The 16888-nt window shown below is 67.2% G+C and carries 11 protein-coding genes; 3 read left to right on the forward strand and 8 right to left on the reverse strand.

Annotated features, from left to right (window positions below):
* From FHS02_RS13360 to FHS02_RS13390, 7 genes are read right to left on the reverse strand one after another with little or no spacing between them, the layout of a single operon-like run.
* A complete protein-coding gene (locus FHS02_RS13360; protein ID WP_137317081.1) occupies positions 1–1365 on the reverse strand; it encodes a glycoside hydrolase family 1 protein in 1365 nt (454 codons plus the stop codon).
* Positions 1366–1394: 29 nt separating this feature from the next.
* Positions 1395–2978 (reverse strand): bifunctional 3-(3-hydroxy-phenyl)propionate/3-hydroxycinnamic acid hydroxylase MhpA, encoded by a 1584-nt coding sequence (gene mhpA / locus FHS02_RS13365; protein WP_137317080.1) that lies wholly within the window; start codon positions 2976–2978, stop codon positions 1395–1397.
* Positions 2975–3859, reverse strand: a complete 885-nt coding sequence (locus tag FHS02_RS13370) for a fumarylacetoacetate hydrolase family protein (protein WP_137317079.1) — start codon at positions 3857–3859, stop codon at positions 2975–2977. Before FHS02_RS13370 ends, mhpA begins: the two co-directional genes overlap by 4 nt.
* 16 nt (positions 3860–3875) lie before the next feature.
* The gene (locus FHS02_RS13375; RefSeq protein WP_137317078.1) at positions 3876–4790 is read right to left on the reverse strand and encodes a VOC family protein; all 915 of its coding nucleotides are present in this window, start codon (positions 4788–4790) and stop codon (positions 3876–3878) included.
* Positions 4787–5869, reverse strand: a complete 1083-nt coding sequence (locus tag FHS02_RS13380) for an amidohydrolase family protein (RefSeq protein WP_137317077.1) — start codon at positions 5867–5869, stop codon at positions 4787–4789. The genes FHS02_RS13375 and FHS02_RS13380 overlap by 4 nt, the downstream gene beginning before the upstream one ends.
* Positions 5866–6303 carry a GlcG/HbpS family heme-binding protein gene (locus FHS02_RS13385; RefSeq protein ID WP_137317076.1) on the reverse strand — a complete coding sequence of 146 codons (438 nt, stop codon included), beginning with the start codon at positions 6301–6303 and terminating at the stop codon, positions 5866–5868. The genes FHS02_RS13380 and FHS02_RS13385 overlap by 4 nt, the downstream gene beginning before the upstream one ends.
* A 25-nt stretch (positions 6304–6328) precedes the next feature.
* Positions 6329–7489, reverse strand: coding sequence for an MFS transporter (locus tag FHS02_RS13390; RefSeq protein ID WP_137317075.1), 1161 nt, complete (start codon positions 7487–7489; stop codon positions 6329–6331).
* 290 nt (positions 7490–7779) lie between these two features.
* Here FHS02_RS13390 and FHS02_RS13395 point away from each other — a divergent pair, with 290 nt between their 5' ends.
* From FHS02_RS13395 to FHS02_RS13405, 3 genes are all read left to right on the forward strand, one after another.
* Entirely contained in the window at positions 7780–10119 is a 2340-nt protein-coding gene (locus tag FHS02_RS13395) for a TonB-dependent receptor (protein WP_137317074.1), read from the forward strand.
* Positions 10120–10170: 51 nt separating this feature from the next.
* Entirely contained in the window at positions 10171–12678 is a 2508-nt protein-coding gene (locus FHS02_RS13400) for a hybrid sensor histidine kinase/response regulator (protein WP_371870568.1), read from the forward strand.
* An 89-nt stretch (positions 12679–12767) separates the two neighbouring features.
* Entirely contained in the window at positions 12768–13910 is a 1143-nt protein-coding gene (locus FHS02_RS13405) for a sensor histidine kinase (protein WP_229422438.1), read from the forward strand.
* A 106-nt stretch (positions 13911–14016) separates the two neighbouring features.
* Here FHS02_RS13405 and FHS02_RS13410 read toward each other — a convergent pair.
* Positions 14017–16888 (reverse strand): DUF4214 domain-containing protein (locus FHS02_RS13410; RefSeq protein ID WP_183444256.1); only part of this gene is annotated, 2872 nt, incomplete at its 5' end.

Genomic DNA, 16888 nt, shown 5'->3' on the forward strand with positions numbered 1-16888 from the left:
TCAGACTCCGTTTGCCCTGGCGATCCTGCCGAGTACCGCGAGACTCGGCTTGGCGGTGCGCTTCATCGTCTTGCGGTCCACGTCGATCAGGCCGAAGCGGGGGCCGTAGCCGAAGATCCATTCGAAGTTGTCCAGCAGCGACCAGTGCACGTAGCCGCGCACGTCGATGCCGTCCTTCAGGCAGCTGGCCACGCCGGCCACCGCCGTGCCGATGTAGGCGACACGCTGTTTGTCGTCGTCGGTCGACGTGCCGTTTTCCGTCACGTACAGCGGCTTTTTCACGTGTTGCGCCGTGTAGCGCAGCGTGGCTTCCAGCGCCTGCGGGTAGTACTCCATGTGGGCCGACGTCATCACCGCGTCCTTCGGCGGCGGCAGGACGCCTTCCGGCCCGACCAGCTCGCGCGTGTAGGTCTGCACGCCGAAAAAGTCGCCGTGTTCGTTGATGGCCTTGAACCACGGTTCATAGGCGATCGCGCGCTTGCGGTCGCGCATGGCCGGGTCGCCTACCGCCTGGTCGTCCGCGATGGCGATCGAAAAGCCGACCGGCAGTTGCGGACGCACCGCCTTGACGGCCTGGTAAGCGGCCGCATGGCCAAGCAGCTGGCCGGCCTGGATCCTGTCGAAATCGCCGAACAGCCAGGCGGAGAATTTGTCGGAGCCGGTCTGGCGCGCCGCCTCGGCCAGCATCGCCTTCATGCGCGGATTGCCGGCCATGCCCGACAGCGGGCCCGGGATGCCGAACAGCAGGCGTGCCAGGTTCGGCTCGTTGAACGTGGTGGCGTAGTCGATCAGGTGGCCCAGGTGGCGCGTCACCTTGTCGCAATAGCGTGCGAACAGTTCGGCCGCGCCCTCCGCTTCCCAGCCGCCGCGCGCGGCGAACCAGCGCGGGTTGACGAAGTGGTTGAAGCTGACCATCGTGCGCACGCCGCGCTTGCGGCACGCTTCCAGCACGTCGCGGTAATGCTCCAGCGCGGCGACCGAGAACAGGCCTTCCACCGGTTCCACGCGCGCCCACTCGATCGAGAAGCGGAACGTGTTCAGGCCCGCCTGCGCCAGCATGCCGATATCCTGGTCGAACAGCCGGTAGTGATCGACGCCGGCGGCCGACGGTTCCTTGAACTCGGTCGGCTGCACGTTTTCCAGCAGCCACGCATCGCTGTTGACGTTGTCGCCCTCGGCCTGGTGGCCGGCGATCGCCGCGCCCCACAGGAAGCCTTTCGGGAAAGGGCCCTTTGCCTTCGTGGCGGCAGCGGCAGTGGCGGCGCCTGGCAGCATGGCGGCGCCCGCAAGTGCGGTGCCGAAGCCCAGCAGCGTGCGGCGGCGCGGATTGTCTGGGGTACTACCGTTGTTGAACTGGTCGGTCATGCCTGTCTCCATTGTTGTTGTGATGAGCGTTATTGCAAGCGGTCCTTCAGGCCCGCCACCAGCGCGAGCAGCCCGGCGCCATCGCCGGCGACGCCGTACACATAGTGATCGGGCCGCACCACCGCGGCATGGACGCCGTGCCGTGCCAGCCAGCCGGCCACCACGCCATCGGGTTCGCCCGTCTGCATGCGGTGCGGACCGCTGGTGAAGCGCTCTTCACCGGGCGGCAGCGACACCAGCATGCCGAGGCCCGCCGCCACCGGCAGCAGCCCGGCCGGCAGCCGCTCGACCGGCAGGTCGGTGACGATGCGCCAGCCGGTGCCGGCGATATCGTCCAGCAGCACCGGCCCGGCCGGACCGTTCACGCGGGGCTGCGGGAACAGCCTGCCGGTACCGTCGGCCGCGGTCTTGCCGCCATCCGTGGCCAGCAGGCCGGCGGACAGCGGCGGGATGATGTCCTGCCGTGCCTGCGTTTTCACCTGGCCGCCGGCTGCGTTCAGAAGCGCCGCATCGCGGGCCCGCGCCTTGACGGCATCGCGCTCGCAGATCACGGCGCCGATTTCCTTGATGCGCGTGGTCAGCTGGCGCACGTGCTCGCGGCGCTCCGCCGCATACGTATCAAGGAGCGCTTCTCCAGCTTCACCACCCAGTACGGCGCGCAGCTTCCACGCCAGGTTGGCCACGTCGCGTACGCCCTGGCACATGCCTTGCCCCAGGAACGGCGGCTGCTGGTGCGCCGCATCGCCGGCGATGAAGACGCGGCCGTTGCGCCATTCCTTCGCCACCAGCGCATGGAAGCGGTAGCTGGCCTGGCGCCACAGGGTGGCGTCGTCTGGGCCGATCCACCGCTGCAGCACGCTCCACGCGCCCTCCTCCGTTGCCATCCAGGCCGGGTCTTCGCCGGGCAGCAGCGAGATTTCCCAGCGGCGGTGGTTGCCCGGCCCGATCACGTAGGTGCATGGCCGGCCGGGTTCGCAGTACTGCACGCTGGTCGACGGCAGCTTCGCCAGCCCGCGCTCGTTGACCTGCACGTCGACCACCAGCCACGGTTCGTCGAACTGCAGGTCTTCCAGTTCGATGCCGAGCGCTTCGCGCACGGCGCTGGAAGCACCGTCGCAGCCGATCGCATAACGCGCCTGCACGGCGCTGCGCTTGCCGCCCGCATCTTCCAGGTGCAGCGTGACGCCGGCGTCATCCTGTTCCAGGCCGGTGAAACGCAGGCCCAGCTTCACGTCGACGGTGGGCAGCTCCCGCACATGCCGGCGCAGCGCCGCTTCCACCGGCGGCTGCGTGAACACCATCGACGGCGTGTGGCCCAGCGGATAAGGCGGCTCCACCGTGGCCAGCCGCTTGATCAGCTGGCCATCGACACCGTAGTACTCGGACGGCGTGAACGGCTCGCAGAATGGCGCGACGGCGTCCGCCAGCCCGAGGTTCTGGAATACCCGCATGATCTCGTGGTCCAGCGCGATCGCGCGCGGCTTCGGGTACACCTCGTCGGTGCGGTCGATCACCAGCGTGCGCAGGCCGGCCTGGCCCAGCAGCGCGGCAGCCACGGCGCCGGATGGCCCGAAGCCGACGACCGCCACGTCGTAGTCGGGATGCGTGCTCATGCCTGTGCTTTTTCCTGCACTTCGTCCCGGATCGTGTTGACCAGCAGGCCGACGCCCTCGATCTCGACTTCGATGGTGTCGCCGTCCTTCATCCACACCGGCGGCACGCGCGACTGGCCCACGCCGGCCGGCGTGCCCATCGCGATCACGTCGCCCGCTTCCAGCGTCACGCATTCGGACAGCAGCGCGATGGTTTCCGCCACGTCCCAGATCATGTCGCGGGTGTTCGCGTCCTGCATGACTTCACCGTTCAGGCGCGACTGGATGCGCAGGCCGGCGCCGCCCGGCGGCAGTTCGTCGGCCGTGACCAGTACCGGGCCGAAAGCACCGGTGCGGTCGAAGTTCTTGCCGATCGTCCATTGTGGCGTGCGCTTCTGGTAGTCGCGCACCGAGATGTCGTTGAAGGCCGCGTAGCCGAACACGTAGTCCAGCGCGTCTTCCTTCGTGATGTGGCGGCCGCGCTTGCCGATGACGACGGCCAGTTCGGCCTCGTAGTCCAGCTTTTCGGAAACGCGCGGCCGTTCGGCGGCTTCGCCATGCGCCAGCAGCGACGTGGTCGAGCGCAGGAAGAACCACGGATAGACCGGCTTGTCGCGGCCACTCTCGGCGGCGTGGTCGTAATAGTTCAGGCCCAGGCACACGGTCTTGCCCGGCTCCGGCACCACCGGCGCCAGCGCGACGCCGGCCAGCGGCTGGCGGTCGGCCGGGCCGGCCAGTTCGAGCGCGCGGCGCGCGGCGGCCGGCAGGTCGATGCCCGATTGCAGCGCCTTGCGCGCATCGGACGGCACTTCCGGCACCAGGCGGTTCAGGTCGACGACGGTATCGCCGTCGAGGACGGCCAGGCGGGCTTCGGTGCCGCTGCGGTAAGAGACGAATTTCATGTGCTTCTCCTGTTGCTCAATTGGTTTGTTCGATGAATCGGATTTTTTTCTGGGCCTGCTTGATGCGGTCCGACGGCGGCTTCGACACGCCCCACTGGTCGAAGCGGCCCGGCGGCCAGGTCCAGTCGGATGGCGCGCCGGCCTTGTAGCTGTCGTCGACCTGCAGCACGTCGGCCGTGTATTCGATGACGAAATCGTCCGGCCCGACGAAGTACGCGAACACGTTGTTGCCAGGGCCATGGCGGCCCACGCCCCACTCGATCGGCCAGCCGGCATCGCTCATCCGGCCGGCGCCGCGCATCACCGCGTCGAGGTCGGGCATCACGAAGGCGATGTGGTTCAGCGTGTTCGAACCGGCATCGGCCAGCGCGATGCTGTGGTGGTCGGAATTGCAGCGCATGAACGCCATCACGCGGGTCCGATCGGACAGCCGGAAGCCCAGCGCCTCTTCGAAGAATTGCTGCGCCACGGCCACATCGGCGCTGTTGAAGACCGCGTGCGTGATACGGACCGGTGCATCTTTCCTTACGTCGCGCCCGGCATCGGCAGCGGCGTGGCGTTCGTCGCCGTGCACGAAGCGCAGGATGCGGCCCTGCGGATCGGCGATGACGACGGCCGTGCCGCCGCCCGGCTCGTCCAGCGGCGCCGGGCCGGACAGGACCGTGCCGCCGGCGCCGGGCGTGCGGCTCGCGATCGCAGCCAGGTCGCCGGCAGACGCCACGCTGAAGGTCAGGTTCCGGACATCAGGCTGCGCGCCGCGATGCAGCGACAGGATGTGGTGGAAGCTGCCGGTGCCGCGCAGGTAGACGGCGTCGCCCGTGCGGGCCACGGTGTCGAGGTGCCAGGTGCCGGTGTAGAACCGTTCGGCGGCATCGAGGTCGGTCACGCCGATCGCGATGCTGCGCAGCTGGCCGGCTGGTGAGGAAGTCATTCGGGTACTCCTTGGGAATCGAGGGCAGAATCGGGGGCAATATCGGCGGCAGAATCCAGGGCCAGGAAGCGCGCGGCGTTGCCGGCGACGAGCCGCTCGCGCACCGAAGGATCGGCGACGGCGGCCTCGATGCTGGCCACCGGCCGCGCGTCGCGGAATGCAAAGGGATAATCGGTGCCGATCATCAGCGCGTCGGCGCCGAAGCGCCGCAGCAGCAGCTCGAGCGTCGGCGCATCGAACACCAGCGTGTCGTAGAACAGGCGCCGCGCCTGTTCCGACGGGCCGACCGGCATCGCGTCGGCCAGCGCCGGGAACACCTTGCGGGCCTGTTCGAGGCGCGGCAGCAGCATGGCCAGCGTGCCGCCGCCGTGGCTGAACGCCATGCGCAGGCCGGGGTGGCGTTCCACCAGGTTCGACGTCAGCACCGAGGCCGCCGCCAGGCCCACTTCGGTGGGATAGCCCAGCGCCTGCAGCAGGTTCGACGGGCCGACCAGCCGGTCGGCACCGGCCGGTTTCAGGGCATGGACGAATACCGCCACGCCCTGCTCTTCGCAGGCGGCGAAGAACGGCGCGAATTCCGGCGCACCCGGCGGACGGCCGTTGATGTTGCTGCCGATTTCGATGGCGCGAAAGCCCAGCTGCCCGGTCAGGTAGTCCAGTTCGGCCAGCGCCAGGTCCATGTCCTGCAGCGGCACCGCGCCCATGCCGACCAGCCGGCCGCCGGACAGGTCCACCGCGGCGGCGATCTGGTCGTTTACGTAGCGCACCAGCTGGGCCGCCGCGCCGGGCGCCATCCAGTACGACAGCAGTTCCGGCATCGGCGAGATGGCCTGGCGCGCCAGGCCCATGTCATCCATGTCGGCGACGCGGCGGCTCGGGCTCCACGCCATCTCCGACACGGTGCGGTACACCTTTCCGGAAATCATCACATGGCGGTGGCAGGCATGGGCCGCTGCCATCGATGGCCAGTCGGCTGGCACGGCGCTGCCCATGTAGTGCGGAAAATCGTGTGGGATGAAGTGCGCATGCACGTCGATGCCGCAGGTGCATGCCGGGTGCTCGTGGAGGCCCATGCTCATGCCGTCGCCAGTCCCGCGGCCAGCACGCCGGCGGCGCAGATCGCTTCATCGTCCTCGCCCTTGCCGCCGCTGGCGCCGACGGCGCCGATGACGATGCCGTCGCGCACCACGGGCACCGAGCCTGCCTGGGGAATGAACTTGCCCTGGCCGGTCGCGGCCAGCGCGTTGAAGAAGGCGGGATTGCCCTGCGCGCGGCCATGCAGCACGCTGCCGGCGGCGCCCATGCCGGCCGCCGCCCAGGCCTTGCCGAGGGCAATGTCGGCGCGCAGCATGCTGGCGCCATCCTCGCGCTGCAGGGCCACCGGGTGCCCGGCCGCATCCAGTACCACGACCGCCACCGGCGGCATGCCGGCGGCGCGTGCCGCGGCAAGGGCGGCGTGCAGGATGCCGTTGGCTTCGGCAAGGGTCAGGGGTTGGGTCAGTGCGTGTGTCATCGGGTCCTCTCTAAAAATCAGGTACTCAGGCTGCGGCCGCGGCGGGCGTACCGGCCTGGCGCGCCACCAGCGCAAAGCACAGCGTGGCGCAGGCGCCCACGGCCACCGCCAGCGCGGCCAGGCCGCCGAAGCCGGCGTGTGTCGCCACCGTGCCGGCCAGCGCCGGGCCGATCGCCGATCCGGTCATCATCATGGCCGGCGTGGAGGCCAGCGCGCGGCCGCTCGGATCGAGCCGGGCGATCAGGCCAAACAGGAAGGTATGCATGAAGATCAGCACGGCCGGGTAGACGCAGGCGGCCAGCGCGTATTGGGGATAGCCGGCGGCCAGCGAGATCGTGACTGCCAGCGCGGCCTGCAGCGGCGCCGCCACCAGCGCCACGCGCACCGGGTTCAGGCGCCTGTCGAGGAAGCCGGCAATGGCCGCCGGCAGCAGGTTCACCAGGCCGACCACGACCAGCAGCTGGTTGACGGCTTCCTGCCCGAAGCCGCGCATGATGCCGATCCGGTCCAGCATGCTGAACGTGAGCGCCTGGTTCAGCGCCATCGCGGCAACGCCGAAAATGGCGCACCACGCGGCGCGGGACAGCCGGCCCTGCACGACATGTTCGTGCCCCCCTTTCGCATGGCGCGGGAAGGCCAGCGCCGCCAGCGCCGTCACGGCCATCAGGCCGGCCAGCACCTTGAACAGCGTGGCGCCGCCATGCGCAGCGATCGCCGGCGGCACGGCCGCATAGAACACCACGGCGCCGATGCCCAGCGCGGTGCCGGCGAACGCGAACAGCCGGTGCGGATTCGCGCTGCGGCCGATGGTGCCGTGCGTGACCGACAGCGCGGTGCCGGCGGCCAAACCCGCAACCAGGTGCAGCAAGGCCAGGATGCCGAAGTCCGGCGTGAAGGCGGCACCGGCGAACGCCAGCGCGGCGATGCCATAACCGCCTGCCACGCAGGCGGTGCGCGGCAGCCGGCCGAACCGGGGCGCCGTGAACAGGCTGGCGGCGACCGCGCCGGCCAGGAAAGCCGTCACGGTGATGCCGGACTGTTCGAGACTGAATCGGTAGTGCTGGACCAGCGCGCCGACCCAGACGGGCAGTGCTACCAGGTCGACCATGCCGGTGAAGTGGCACAGCATCAGGATGCCGCGGCCGCGCCAGGTCTCCGGCGCACGCCCTTGAGCGGGGTTCTGCATGGTTGTCTCCACATTGTTGTGACGTTCTTGTGGAATCAACGATATCAGCGGCCCTGTCAAAACCGAACGCCTGAGTTGCGATACGACGTATCACCGATTGCGATCGTTCGGGGCGTCAGCCATCACCTGTTGCACGCGATAGCAGGTATCAGGATTTACGGCTTCAGGCCGCGGAAAAGCCGAACCTATACTCGCCTCAATCGACCGGGGCTGGCCGGCCCCGGGCCGGGACAGCACCAGCGTCGCACACAGCTAGCCGGCACAGATCCGGCAATTACCCAGGAGACAAGATGCGCATCCATGTTTACCAGCCGGCCATCGGCCAGCTCACCATCCTCGCCATGAGCCTCGCCGCCATCCAGCCCGCCCTTGCACAGGAAGCCGCCGCCCCCGCCGCGGAAACGGCTGCCGTCGTGGAAACGGCTGCCGCCGTTGCAGCGCCATCGAAACGGGATACCGGCATCGAGACGGTCGTCGTCACGGCGCAGAAGCGCACGCAGAACATCAAGGAAGTGCCGCTGGCGATCACCGTCGTCAATGCCGCGCAGCTGGAGCGCGCCGGCGTCAAGGACATCGGCGACCTGGCGAAGACCGCCGCCGCACTGGAATTCGGCGACCAGAGTTCGACCAGCGGCCCGGGCGGCAGTGCCTCGATCCGTGGCATCGGTACCGCGGTGATGACCACGTCGGCCGAGGGTTCGGTCGGCGTGGTGGTGGACGGCGTGCCGCAGGGCTCGACGGCCAGCGGCCTGATGCTCGATTTGGCGCGGGTGGAGGTGCTGCGTGGCCCGCAGGGCACGCTGTTCGGCAAGAACGCTTCGGCGGGCGTGCTCAATATGTCGACCCAGGCGCCGATGATCGGCGACTCGGGCGGCAATGTGCAGCTCGAATACAAGGGCACCTATGGCGCCGCCGTGCGCTCGACGGTCAACCTGCCGATCAACGATATCTCGGCGCTGCGCATCTCCGGCCTGGTCGAACGCAACAAGGGCGTGTACCGCAATGTCTACAACGACAAGGACAGCGTGGCCGACAACGCCGGCATCCGCCTGCGCTACCTGCTTCGCCCGAACAGCGATCTGTCCATCAACCTGATCGGCGAGGCATCGAACAACCGTGTCGATTACGCGACATTCTTCGCGCCGGCGATCGCGAACGCCACCAACACGGCGGGCAACCACCGGCCGCTGGCCGAATTCGCTGCCTGCGGCGTGACGGTGTCGCGCACCAACAACCAGATCTGCAGCGATGCGCTGGAACTCTCGCACAGCAAGGTGCGCGGCGTTTCCGGCCAGGTCGACTGGACACTTGCCAACGGCTCGACGCTGACCTCCATCACTGCCTGGCGCGAGCGCAACGTGGGCCCGAACTCGAGCGGCATCGACATGTCGCTCGGCTACGACAAGATCCGCAACTTGACACCGGCACAGGAATCGAAACAGTTTTCCCAGGAGCTGCGCATCGCGTCGCCCAGCGGCAAGCAACTGGAGTACGTGGCGGGCCTGTTCTACGCGGATTCGAAGATCGACAAGCAGACCATCACGACGATCCAGCCCAACCCCATGCTGCCAGCCGCCGTGCCGCGCTCGATCGTCACCGACACGACCGAACACGCGCAGATGACGACCAAGGCGATCTTCGGCCAGGCCACGTGGCGCTTCGCGCCGGCCACCAGCCTGATCGCCGGGCTGCGTTACACGCGGGATGCCGTATCGGCCAACTACATCGAGGCCAGCACCGTGAATTTCGCCGCGTTCAGCGTGCCGACCTCGATCACGACCGCCAGCGGCGATACGGGCGAGACGAATGTCTCGGGCAAGGTGGGCCTGCAGCACACGCTGTCGAAACAGGCCAATGTGTACGCGACCGTGAGCCGCGGCTACAAGGGTCCGCAGATCGACAACTCTTCGCCCGTCAGCGCCGCGACCGCTGCGGGGGCATATTCGGGCAAGCTGGTGAACCCGGAACTGCCGACCAGCGTGGAACTGGGCACCAAGCTGTCGCTGCTGGAGCGCAAGCTCGATGTCGACCTGGCCCTGTTCCACACGAAGATCAAGGACTTCCAGGAACAGAACTGCACGCTGACCGCGGTGGGCGCCTTGAGCTGCATTCCGCTGAACGTGCCCGAAGTGACCAGCAAGGGCTTCGAGGCCGACCTGCGCGCCCGCCCGCTGCCCCAGCTGCAACTGGGCCTGTCGATGGCCGTGATCCTGGACACCGCCTACCCGACAGGCTTCATCTTCGACGGCCAGGACGTGGGCGGCAGGCGCCTGCTGTATTCGCCGAAGCAGAAGGTCACCGCGTCGGCCGACTACAGCTGGGACCTGCCGGGCGAGTATGAACTGCGCCTGGGCGGCGACCTGGTGTACAAGAGCCGCGTGCGCTACTGCAACTCCGTCGACGACAACTGCAGCTTCCGCGGCCACACGATTTCCTCGCTGCGCCTGTCGCTGAACGCGCCGGACAACCAGTGGAGCGCGCAACTGTATGCACGCAACCTGAACGACACGCGGGTGCCGAACGCCATCATCTATCCGCTGCCGGGCAAGGGCGCCGGATCCGGCTTTGCGTATGGGCTGGGAGAAAACTCGTTCCGCCGCGTGGGGGTGACGCTGGATTACCGGTTCTGAGGGAGGCCGAACGGGGCCGGCCGGCGCCGGCCCCGTTGTCAACCGGGAGGCGTGGAAGCGCCCACCCATGCGAAAATTCTGCGCATGAACGATTCATCGCAAAATTTTCCCTGGTTTAATGTCGACGGCGAAGTGGCCTCGCTCATGGCGCGGCTCGACTGGTCAGCCAATGCAATCGGACCGCCCGCGACATGGTCGCAGCAGCTCAACACGGTCGTGGGCCTGGTCCTGCAGTCCCGCTCCCCTGCGGCCGTGGTCTGGGGGCACGAGCTGAGCACGTTGTACAACGATGCTTACGCAGTGCAGCTGGGAGACAAGCATCCCGCGTCGCTGGGGACTAGCTTCAGCGCGATATGGTCCGAAATATGGCCCGAAATCGAGCCGGTCATCGATGCTGCGATGGCGGGCAAGTCCTTGTACTTCGAGGACATTCCCTACATGGTCGAGCCAACCGGCGTCCCGACGCAGCGGTGGTACACATCGTCCTTTTCCCCGGTCAAGGACAGCAGCTGCACCGTTGTAGGGGTCTACATCACGGCTGTCGAGACAACCAAAAGGATGCAGGTCGAACGGCGCTATGCGTTCCAGGCCGATCTGACGGAGCGTGTGCGCCACCTGAACTCCTCCGATGACATCGTCGCTGCCGCAAGCGAATTGCTGGGCAGGCATCTCGGAATTGGCGGCGTGGCCTATGCCGCAGTCGATGAGTCCGAAGAAATCCTGACAATGAAACCCGACTGGGCCAGTGGCGGATCGCAATCGCTGGCGGGTGCGGTGTTGAGGCTGGATGATTTCGGCCCGCTGGTCGGCGATGCAGTCCGTGCGGGAAAAGACCTGGCCATTGCCGATATAACGACCGACGAACGCTCTGCCGCCCATGCCGCCGCCTATGCCGAGCGCAGCATACGGTCATTCGTCTCCATTCCGCTACTGAAAGACGGGCGGCTGCGCGCCATCCTCAATCTGCATGACTCGGCCCCGCATTACTGGACCACACATGAAATCGCGCTGGCGAAAGACATGGTCGACCGTACCTGGTCCGCCGTGGAGAATTCAAGGGCCCAGAGCGAGCTGCGCCGCGAACGCGACCAGAGCCGGCATGTCTTCGACAACATGACCGAGGGATTCGGCCTGGTGGACAAGGATTGGACCGTCGTGTACATGAATCCGGCGGGTCTGCGTATCACCCGGCGCGCAGCAGAGGAAGTTATCGGAAGAAATCACTGGCAGGTCTGGCCCGAACTTGCCGGCACTGTCGTTGGCGATCTCTTCGAGCAGGTGATCCGGACACGCAAGCCTGGCGTGGTCGAAGCGCCCCATACCATGCCTGACATGGAACGCCGGTGGATCGAATCGCGTGTGTATCCTTCGCTCGACGGTGGATTGGCATTTTTCTTCCGCGACATCACGGAACGCAAGGCAGCCCAGGAAAAGCTGGAAGCAGCCGACCGGCGCAAGGACGAGTTCCTGGCGATGCTGGCGCATGAACTCAGGAATCCCCTGGCACCGATCAGCGCGGCCGCGCAACTGCTGCAGGTGGTGAAGCTGGATGAAGAGCGGGTGCGCCAGACCAGCCAGGTGATCGGGCGCCAGGTCCAGCACATGACGAGCCTGGTAGACGATCTGCTGGATGTTTCCCGCGTGACCCGGGGCCTGATCGAGCTCGACAATGAGCCACTCGACATCCGCAACATCGTCAGCGATGCGGTCGAGCAGGTGACACCATTGATCCGGTCCAGGCGTCACCACTTTGCCCTGCACCTGCCCCCGGAAACGACCATGGTGGCAGGCGACAAGAAACGACTGGTCCAGGTTGTTACCAACATCCTCAACAACGCCGCCAAGTACACGCAGGAAGGTGGCAACATCGTCCTGAAGGTGGAGGTACATGCCGGGCATGTCGTGATCGACGTGACGGACAACGGCATCGGCATGTCCAGGGAACTGGCGGATCGTGCATTCGATCTTTTCGCGCAGGCCGAGCGCAGCTCCGACCGGTCTTCCGGTGGCCTGGGCCTGGGGCTGGCACTGGTCAGGAGCCTGGTCGATCTACATCGCGGCAAGGTGACGTGCGAAAGCGCCGGGCTGGGCAAGGGAAGCAGATTTACCGTTTGCCTGCCGCGCCTGCCCCAGGAGCACGGCCGCACCGGCCATGGCAATAGCGACACCGCTACGAAACAGGCGGGCCATTCCTTGCGCATCCTCGTGGTGGACGACAATGTCGATGCAGCGTCGTTGCTGGCCATGTTGCTGGAAATAGCCGGGCACGACGTGCAGGTCGAGCACGGGGCGCACCGCGCGCTGGACCTGGCCAGGAAAACAGCGCCCCAGGTCTGCCTGCTCGACATCGGATTGCCGGAGATGGATGGCAACGAACTGGCCCAGCACCTTCGTGCACAGCCGGAAACCGCCAGGTCCGTACTGATCGCGGTGACCGGGTACGGCCAGGACCAGGACCGCAGGCAAACCCGGGCTGCCGGTTTCGATCATCACCTCGTCAAGCCGGTCGACATCGAAAAACTGATGTCCTTGCTGTCGGAGGTGGGTGAGCATCGATGATTTGATGCGCGGCGGCGACCGGCCACCTCATGTACACCTCATGTACACCATGTAGAACTGCAACTGAACCGGCGAAGGACTGGACTGATATGACGACCTTGGCAAGCGATCAGCAAAACGACCCGAACGAGTTGTCGGAGACGTCGCGCCGGATGCTCGCCGTTCGTCACCTCGTTGTAGCACGCTGGGAAAATCACGTGCGGACAGCGCTGGAAAACGCCAGCAAGCTTGCGCACCCGATCCTGGTCAACACGATTCCCGCGTTCTACGACAATATCGCGCAATCCCTCACCCCCAATTATCCGCGAGCCACGGCCGTCGATGGCTCGACGCTGGCGTCGGAGCACGGTGGCGAACGTGCCCGGCTGACCGCATACGACCATGAAACGCTCATCCGGGAATATCAACTGCTGCGCAAGGTGATTTATGACGTGATGATCAGCGAGGGCATTCCGCTGACACGTGCCGATATCCTGACGATCGACGCCGGCATCGATACGGGAATCCAGGAAGCGGTGGGTGCATTCGCCATGGTCAACAACAGCCTGCGCGAACGCTTTGCCGCGGCACTGACCCATGATCTGCGTGGTCCCCTGAGCGCTACGTCCAGTGCGCTGGAACTGATCCTGATGCTGAACGACCTCGGCAAAGTCAAGCAGCTTGCCGCCAAGGCATTGGACAGCGTCTGGCGCATGGATGGCATGATCACTGAACTGTTGTCGACGATGGCCTTCCACAGTGGCGAACGCCTGACGCTTCAGCTGGAGCAGTTCGACATCAACGCGGTCATCAAGGAAGTCCAGGTCGGTGCCAGCGTCAAGGGATCGAATATCGTCCTCGCATCGGGTAGCCCCATCGTCGGCTGGTGGGACCGGGCTGCGCTGACTCGCGCGGTAGAGAACCTGGTCAGCAACGCGCTCAAGTATGGACGCCCTCGCGGCCCGGTCACCATCCGGGCAGCCGAATTCGACGAGCGATTGCAGCTGTCGGTCCACAATGAAGGCGATCCGATTCCGGTGGAGGAGCAGGAATGCATCTTCCAGATGTATCGCCGGACGGACAATGCCAGGCGCCAGCAGGGCTGGGGAATCGGACTGCCCTACGTGCGCGCAGTGGCCGAAAGCCATGGGGGAAGCATTGTTCTCGACAGCCACGCGGAGCGCGGGACCACGCTGACGATCGACATTCCGCTGGATGGACGCGCCCATGGCGGGGCGCCGACGGTGGCGTAATACCGGCAACCCGGTGCATCTGGCGGAGATGAAAAAAGGGCGGCACAAGTGCCGCCCCGTTACCGCTCCTGCCGGCGCGCCGCGCCGGCAGTCATGCCCGTTCCACTCAGATCGTCTCGATCGACGTGTCGATCGCGCCGACCAGGCCGATGTTCTCGTTCGACGCCGCGAAGCCCCACAGCACGTCGCCCCGGTCCTTGGCGCCGCTGTCCAGCGCCTCGGTCCAGTACGTCATGCCGGCCGCATCGCCTTCGCGGTGCAGCGCCACCTCATACAAGCTGGCGACGAACGCTTCGTTCGACAGGCCGCCGTACAGCCCCTCCGCTTCCTGGCTGCCCATGAAGGAATCGGCGATGTCCTGCAGCGACATGCCGGCTTCGTGGCTGGCGATCCAGTAGTTGATGCCGCCGGTGTCGGCCAGGCGGTCGAACGCGGCGCTGTACAGGCGCACCAGGTAAGCCGCTTCGCTGAAGTTGAAGTCGCTCTCCTGCCCGGCCGTACCGAACCGCAGGGTCTCGACGCCGGCGACCATGTCGAGGCCGTCTGCACCTTCCACCAGATGCTTCACCTCCAGTGCACCGTCCTTGACGCGCAGGGTGTACTCGGCGCGGCCGGCGCCAGCCAGCAGCAGCGTGTCCTTGCCACTGCCACCGTCGATGACGTCGTCGCCCTGGCCGCCGAACACGATGTCGTCGCCTTCGTCGCCGTAGATGCGGTCGTTGCCGCCGGCACTGCCGACGGTGTCGTTGCCGGCGCCGCCGTGCAGCACATCGTCGTCGGCGCCCAGCACCAGGTGCTGCGCGGCGCCGTCGCCCCACACTTTCTGGGAGCCGGCCCCGCCGGTCACCTTGACCTCGCCGATCACCGCGGCGAACTCGACGTTCTGCAGTTCGATCGCCGAGCCCGCAGGCAGGCCGCGGGTGTCGATCACCAGCGCGGTCAGCGGATTGCCGGCCGACGCCGAAGCGCCGCTGATCACCAGCGCGCTATCCGGGCCGGCAGCGTTGGCTACCGAGGTCGGCACGATGGTCTGCACCAGCAGCGGCGTGCTGGCCGGCAGGTCCGACAGGAACGTCGAGCCGCCGCCCGTCAGGCTGGCCTGGTCTTGCGAACCGGCCACCGTATGCGCCTGGATCTCGCGGATCAGGTCGGCCAGCGAGTTGCCCGCCGCCTTGGGCGTGCCGCTACCGGTCGCCTGCAGGCCCACGCCGGTCGGTACCTGGACGCTCAGGAGCGTGCCGCCGTTGGCGCCCGTGACCAGCGGGATATCGGCCACGGTGTTGTTGCCGACCTGCTCGGCACGGCCCGGTTGCACTACCGGCACCGTGATCACCTGGCTGGTGCCGCCGTCGCTGTTGACGATGCTGCCGGTGGTGATCGGCACGCCGTCGACGGTGCTCGGCATCGGTTCCGGATCGTCCACCGGCGGCGTGGCCACGTCGGCCACATTCACTGTCAGCGTCTGGGTATCGGCACCATGGCTGTCGGTTGCCGTCACGTCCACCACATAGCTGTTGTCGTGCGCGATGCCGCCCGTGTCCTGCGGCTTGTCGAAGTCGGGTGCCGCGCGGAAGCGCAGCACGCCGGTGGCCTGGTCGATCTCGAACAGGGCGGCGTCGGCGCCGCCCAAGGTATAGACGACCGGCGCCTCGGCGCTCGCGGTGACGGTCGTGACCGCGCGTACCCCTTCATCGACCGTGGCTGTCGCCGTCACGGCGCCACCGTTGCTGGTGATGAGTGGCGTCAGCACGGCCACGCCACCCGGATCGCTGATGCTGCCGTTGACCACGCCGTCGGCGTCGAGCACGCCGCCATCGGTCAGGTCGAACGTGATCTTGGTCTTGCTGCCGACCGTGGTAACGGACTTGGCGACGCTGACCCACTTGTCGGTATTGTCCAGCTTGTAGTAGCTGTTGACCTTCTGCGCCGCGTCGACGTAGACCGCCACCTCCACGGTACCGCCAGGGGTCACCTGGCCGATCGTGAACTCCAGCTGGCCCAGCGGCAGCTTGACGTTGCGCGGCACGCCGCTCGCCGGGGCGGCCGACGCCGCCACCGAGGTCAGGGTCAGGCCGTTGGCAACCGCCACGGTGGCGTACGGCGTTCCGGTACCCAGGGTCTGCAGCGAGGTGACGTTGAGCTGCGCGTTGTCGGCCAGGCCGTCGCCGTTGCCGTCGCCCGTCGGACCGGTGGCGCCGTTGACGTAGGCGCTCGACACCGAGGTTTCGCCGGCGTTCGGGCGGCCGTCGTTGTCCATGTCGTTATCGTGGATATTGCCGATGCCATCGCGGTCCAGGTCGGCCAGCACCGTCACTGCCAGCGCCTGACTGTCGGAGCCGCCGAACTGGTCGTTGACGGTCACGGCGACGTCGTAGATGCCGTTGCCGCCAGCGTCCGCAGGAGGGGTGGCCAGCGGCGCGGCGATGAAGCTCAGCGCACCGCTGACCGCGTCGATGCTGAACAGGGCGGCATCGGCGCCGCCGCTGATGCTGTAGCTCAGCGTGTCCTGGTTGGCGTCCGTGGCGGTGACGGTGGTTACCGCCGTGCGCGCCTCGGCCACCTCGACGGCACCGGTGCTGCCGCCACCGTGCGCACTGATGACCGGCGCGGCATTGCTGCCGACCGCCGCCGGAGCACCGCTGGCACCGTCGACCAGCAGGTTGCCCGCCGCGTCGGCGATGCCGCTACCGCTCTTGAGCGTCAGGCCGAGCGTGCCGAGGCCGCGGATATGGTCGATATTGACGGTCCAGGTCGTGCCGGAACCGCTGATACCGGCCAGGGTGCCGGCCGCGCTGCCGGTGGTAGCCAGCGCGAAGTCGCCCAGGTCGACGCCGCTGACGGCTTCGCTGAACACCACCGTGTAGGCGCGCGCACTGTCGCTGGCGGCCGGGGCGGTCGCCGGGGTGATGCTGGTCACGCCCGGACGCTGGGCATCTACGCTGGCGCTGCCGCCGCCGTGCGAGCCGGTGTTGCCGGCA

It is taken from the genome of Pseudoduganella umbonata (assembly GCF_014192225.1).
In the GTDB taxonomy this organism is placed as follows: domain Bacteria; phylum Pseudomonadota; class Gammaproteobacteria; order Burkholderiales; family Burkholderiaceae_D; genus Rugamonas; species Rugamonas umbonata.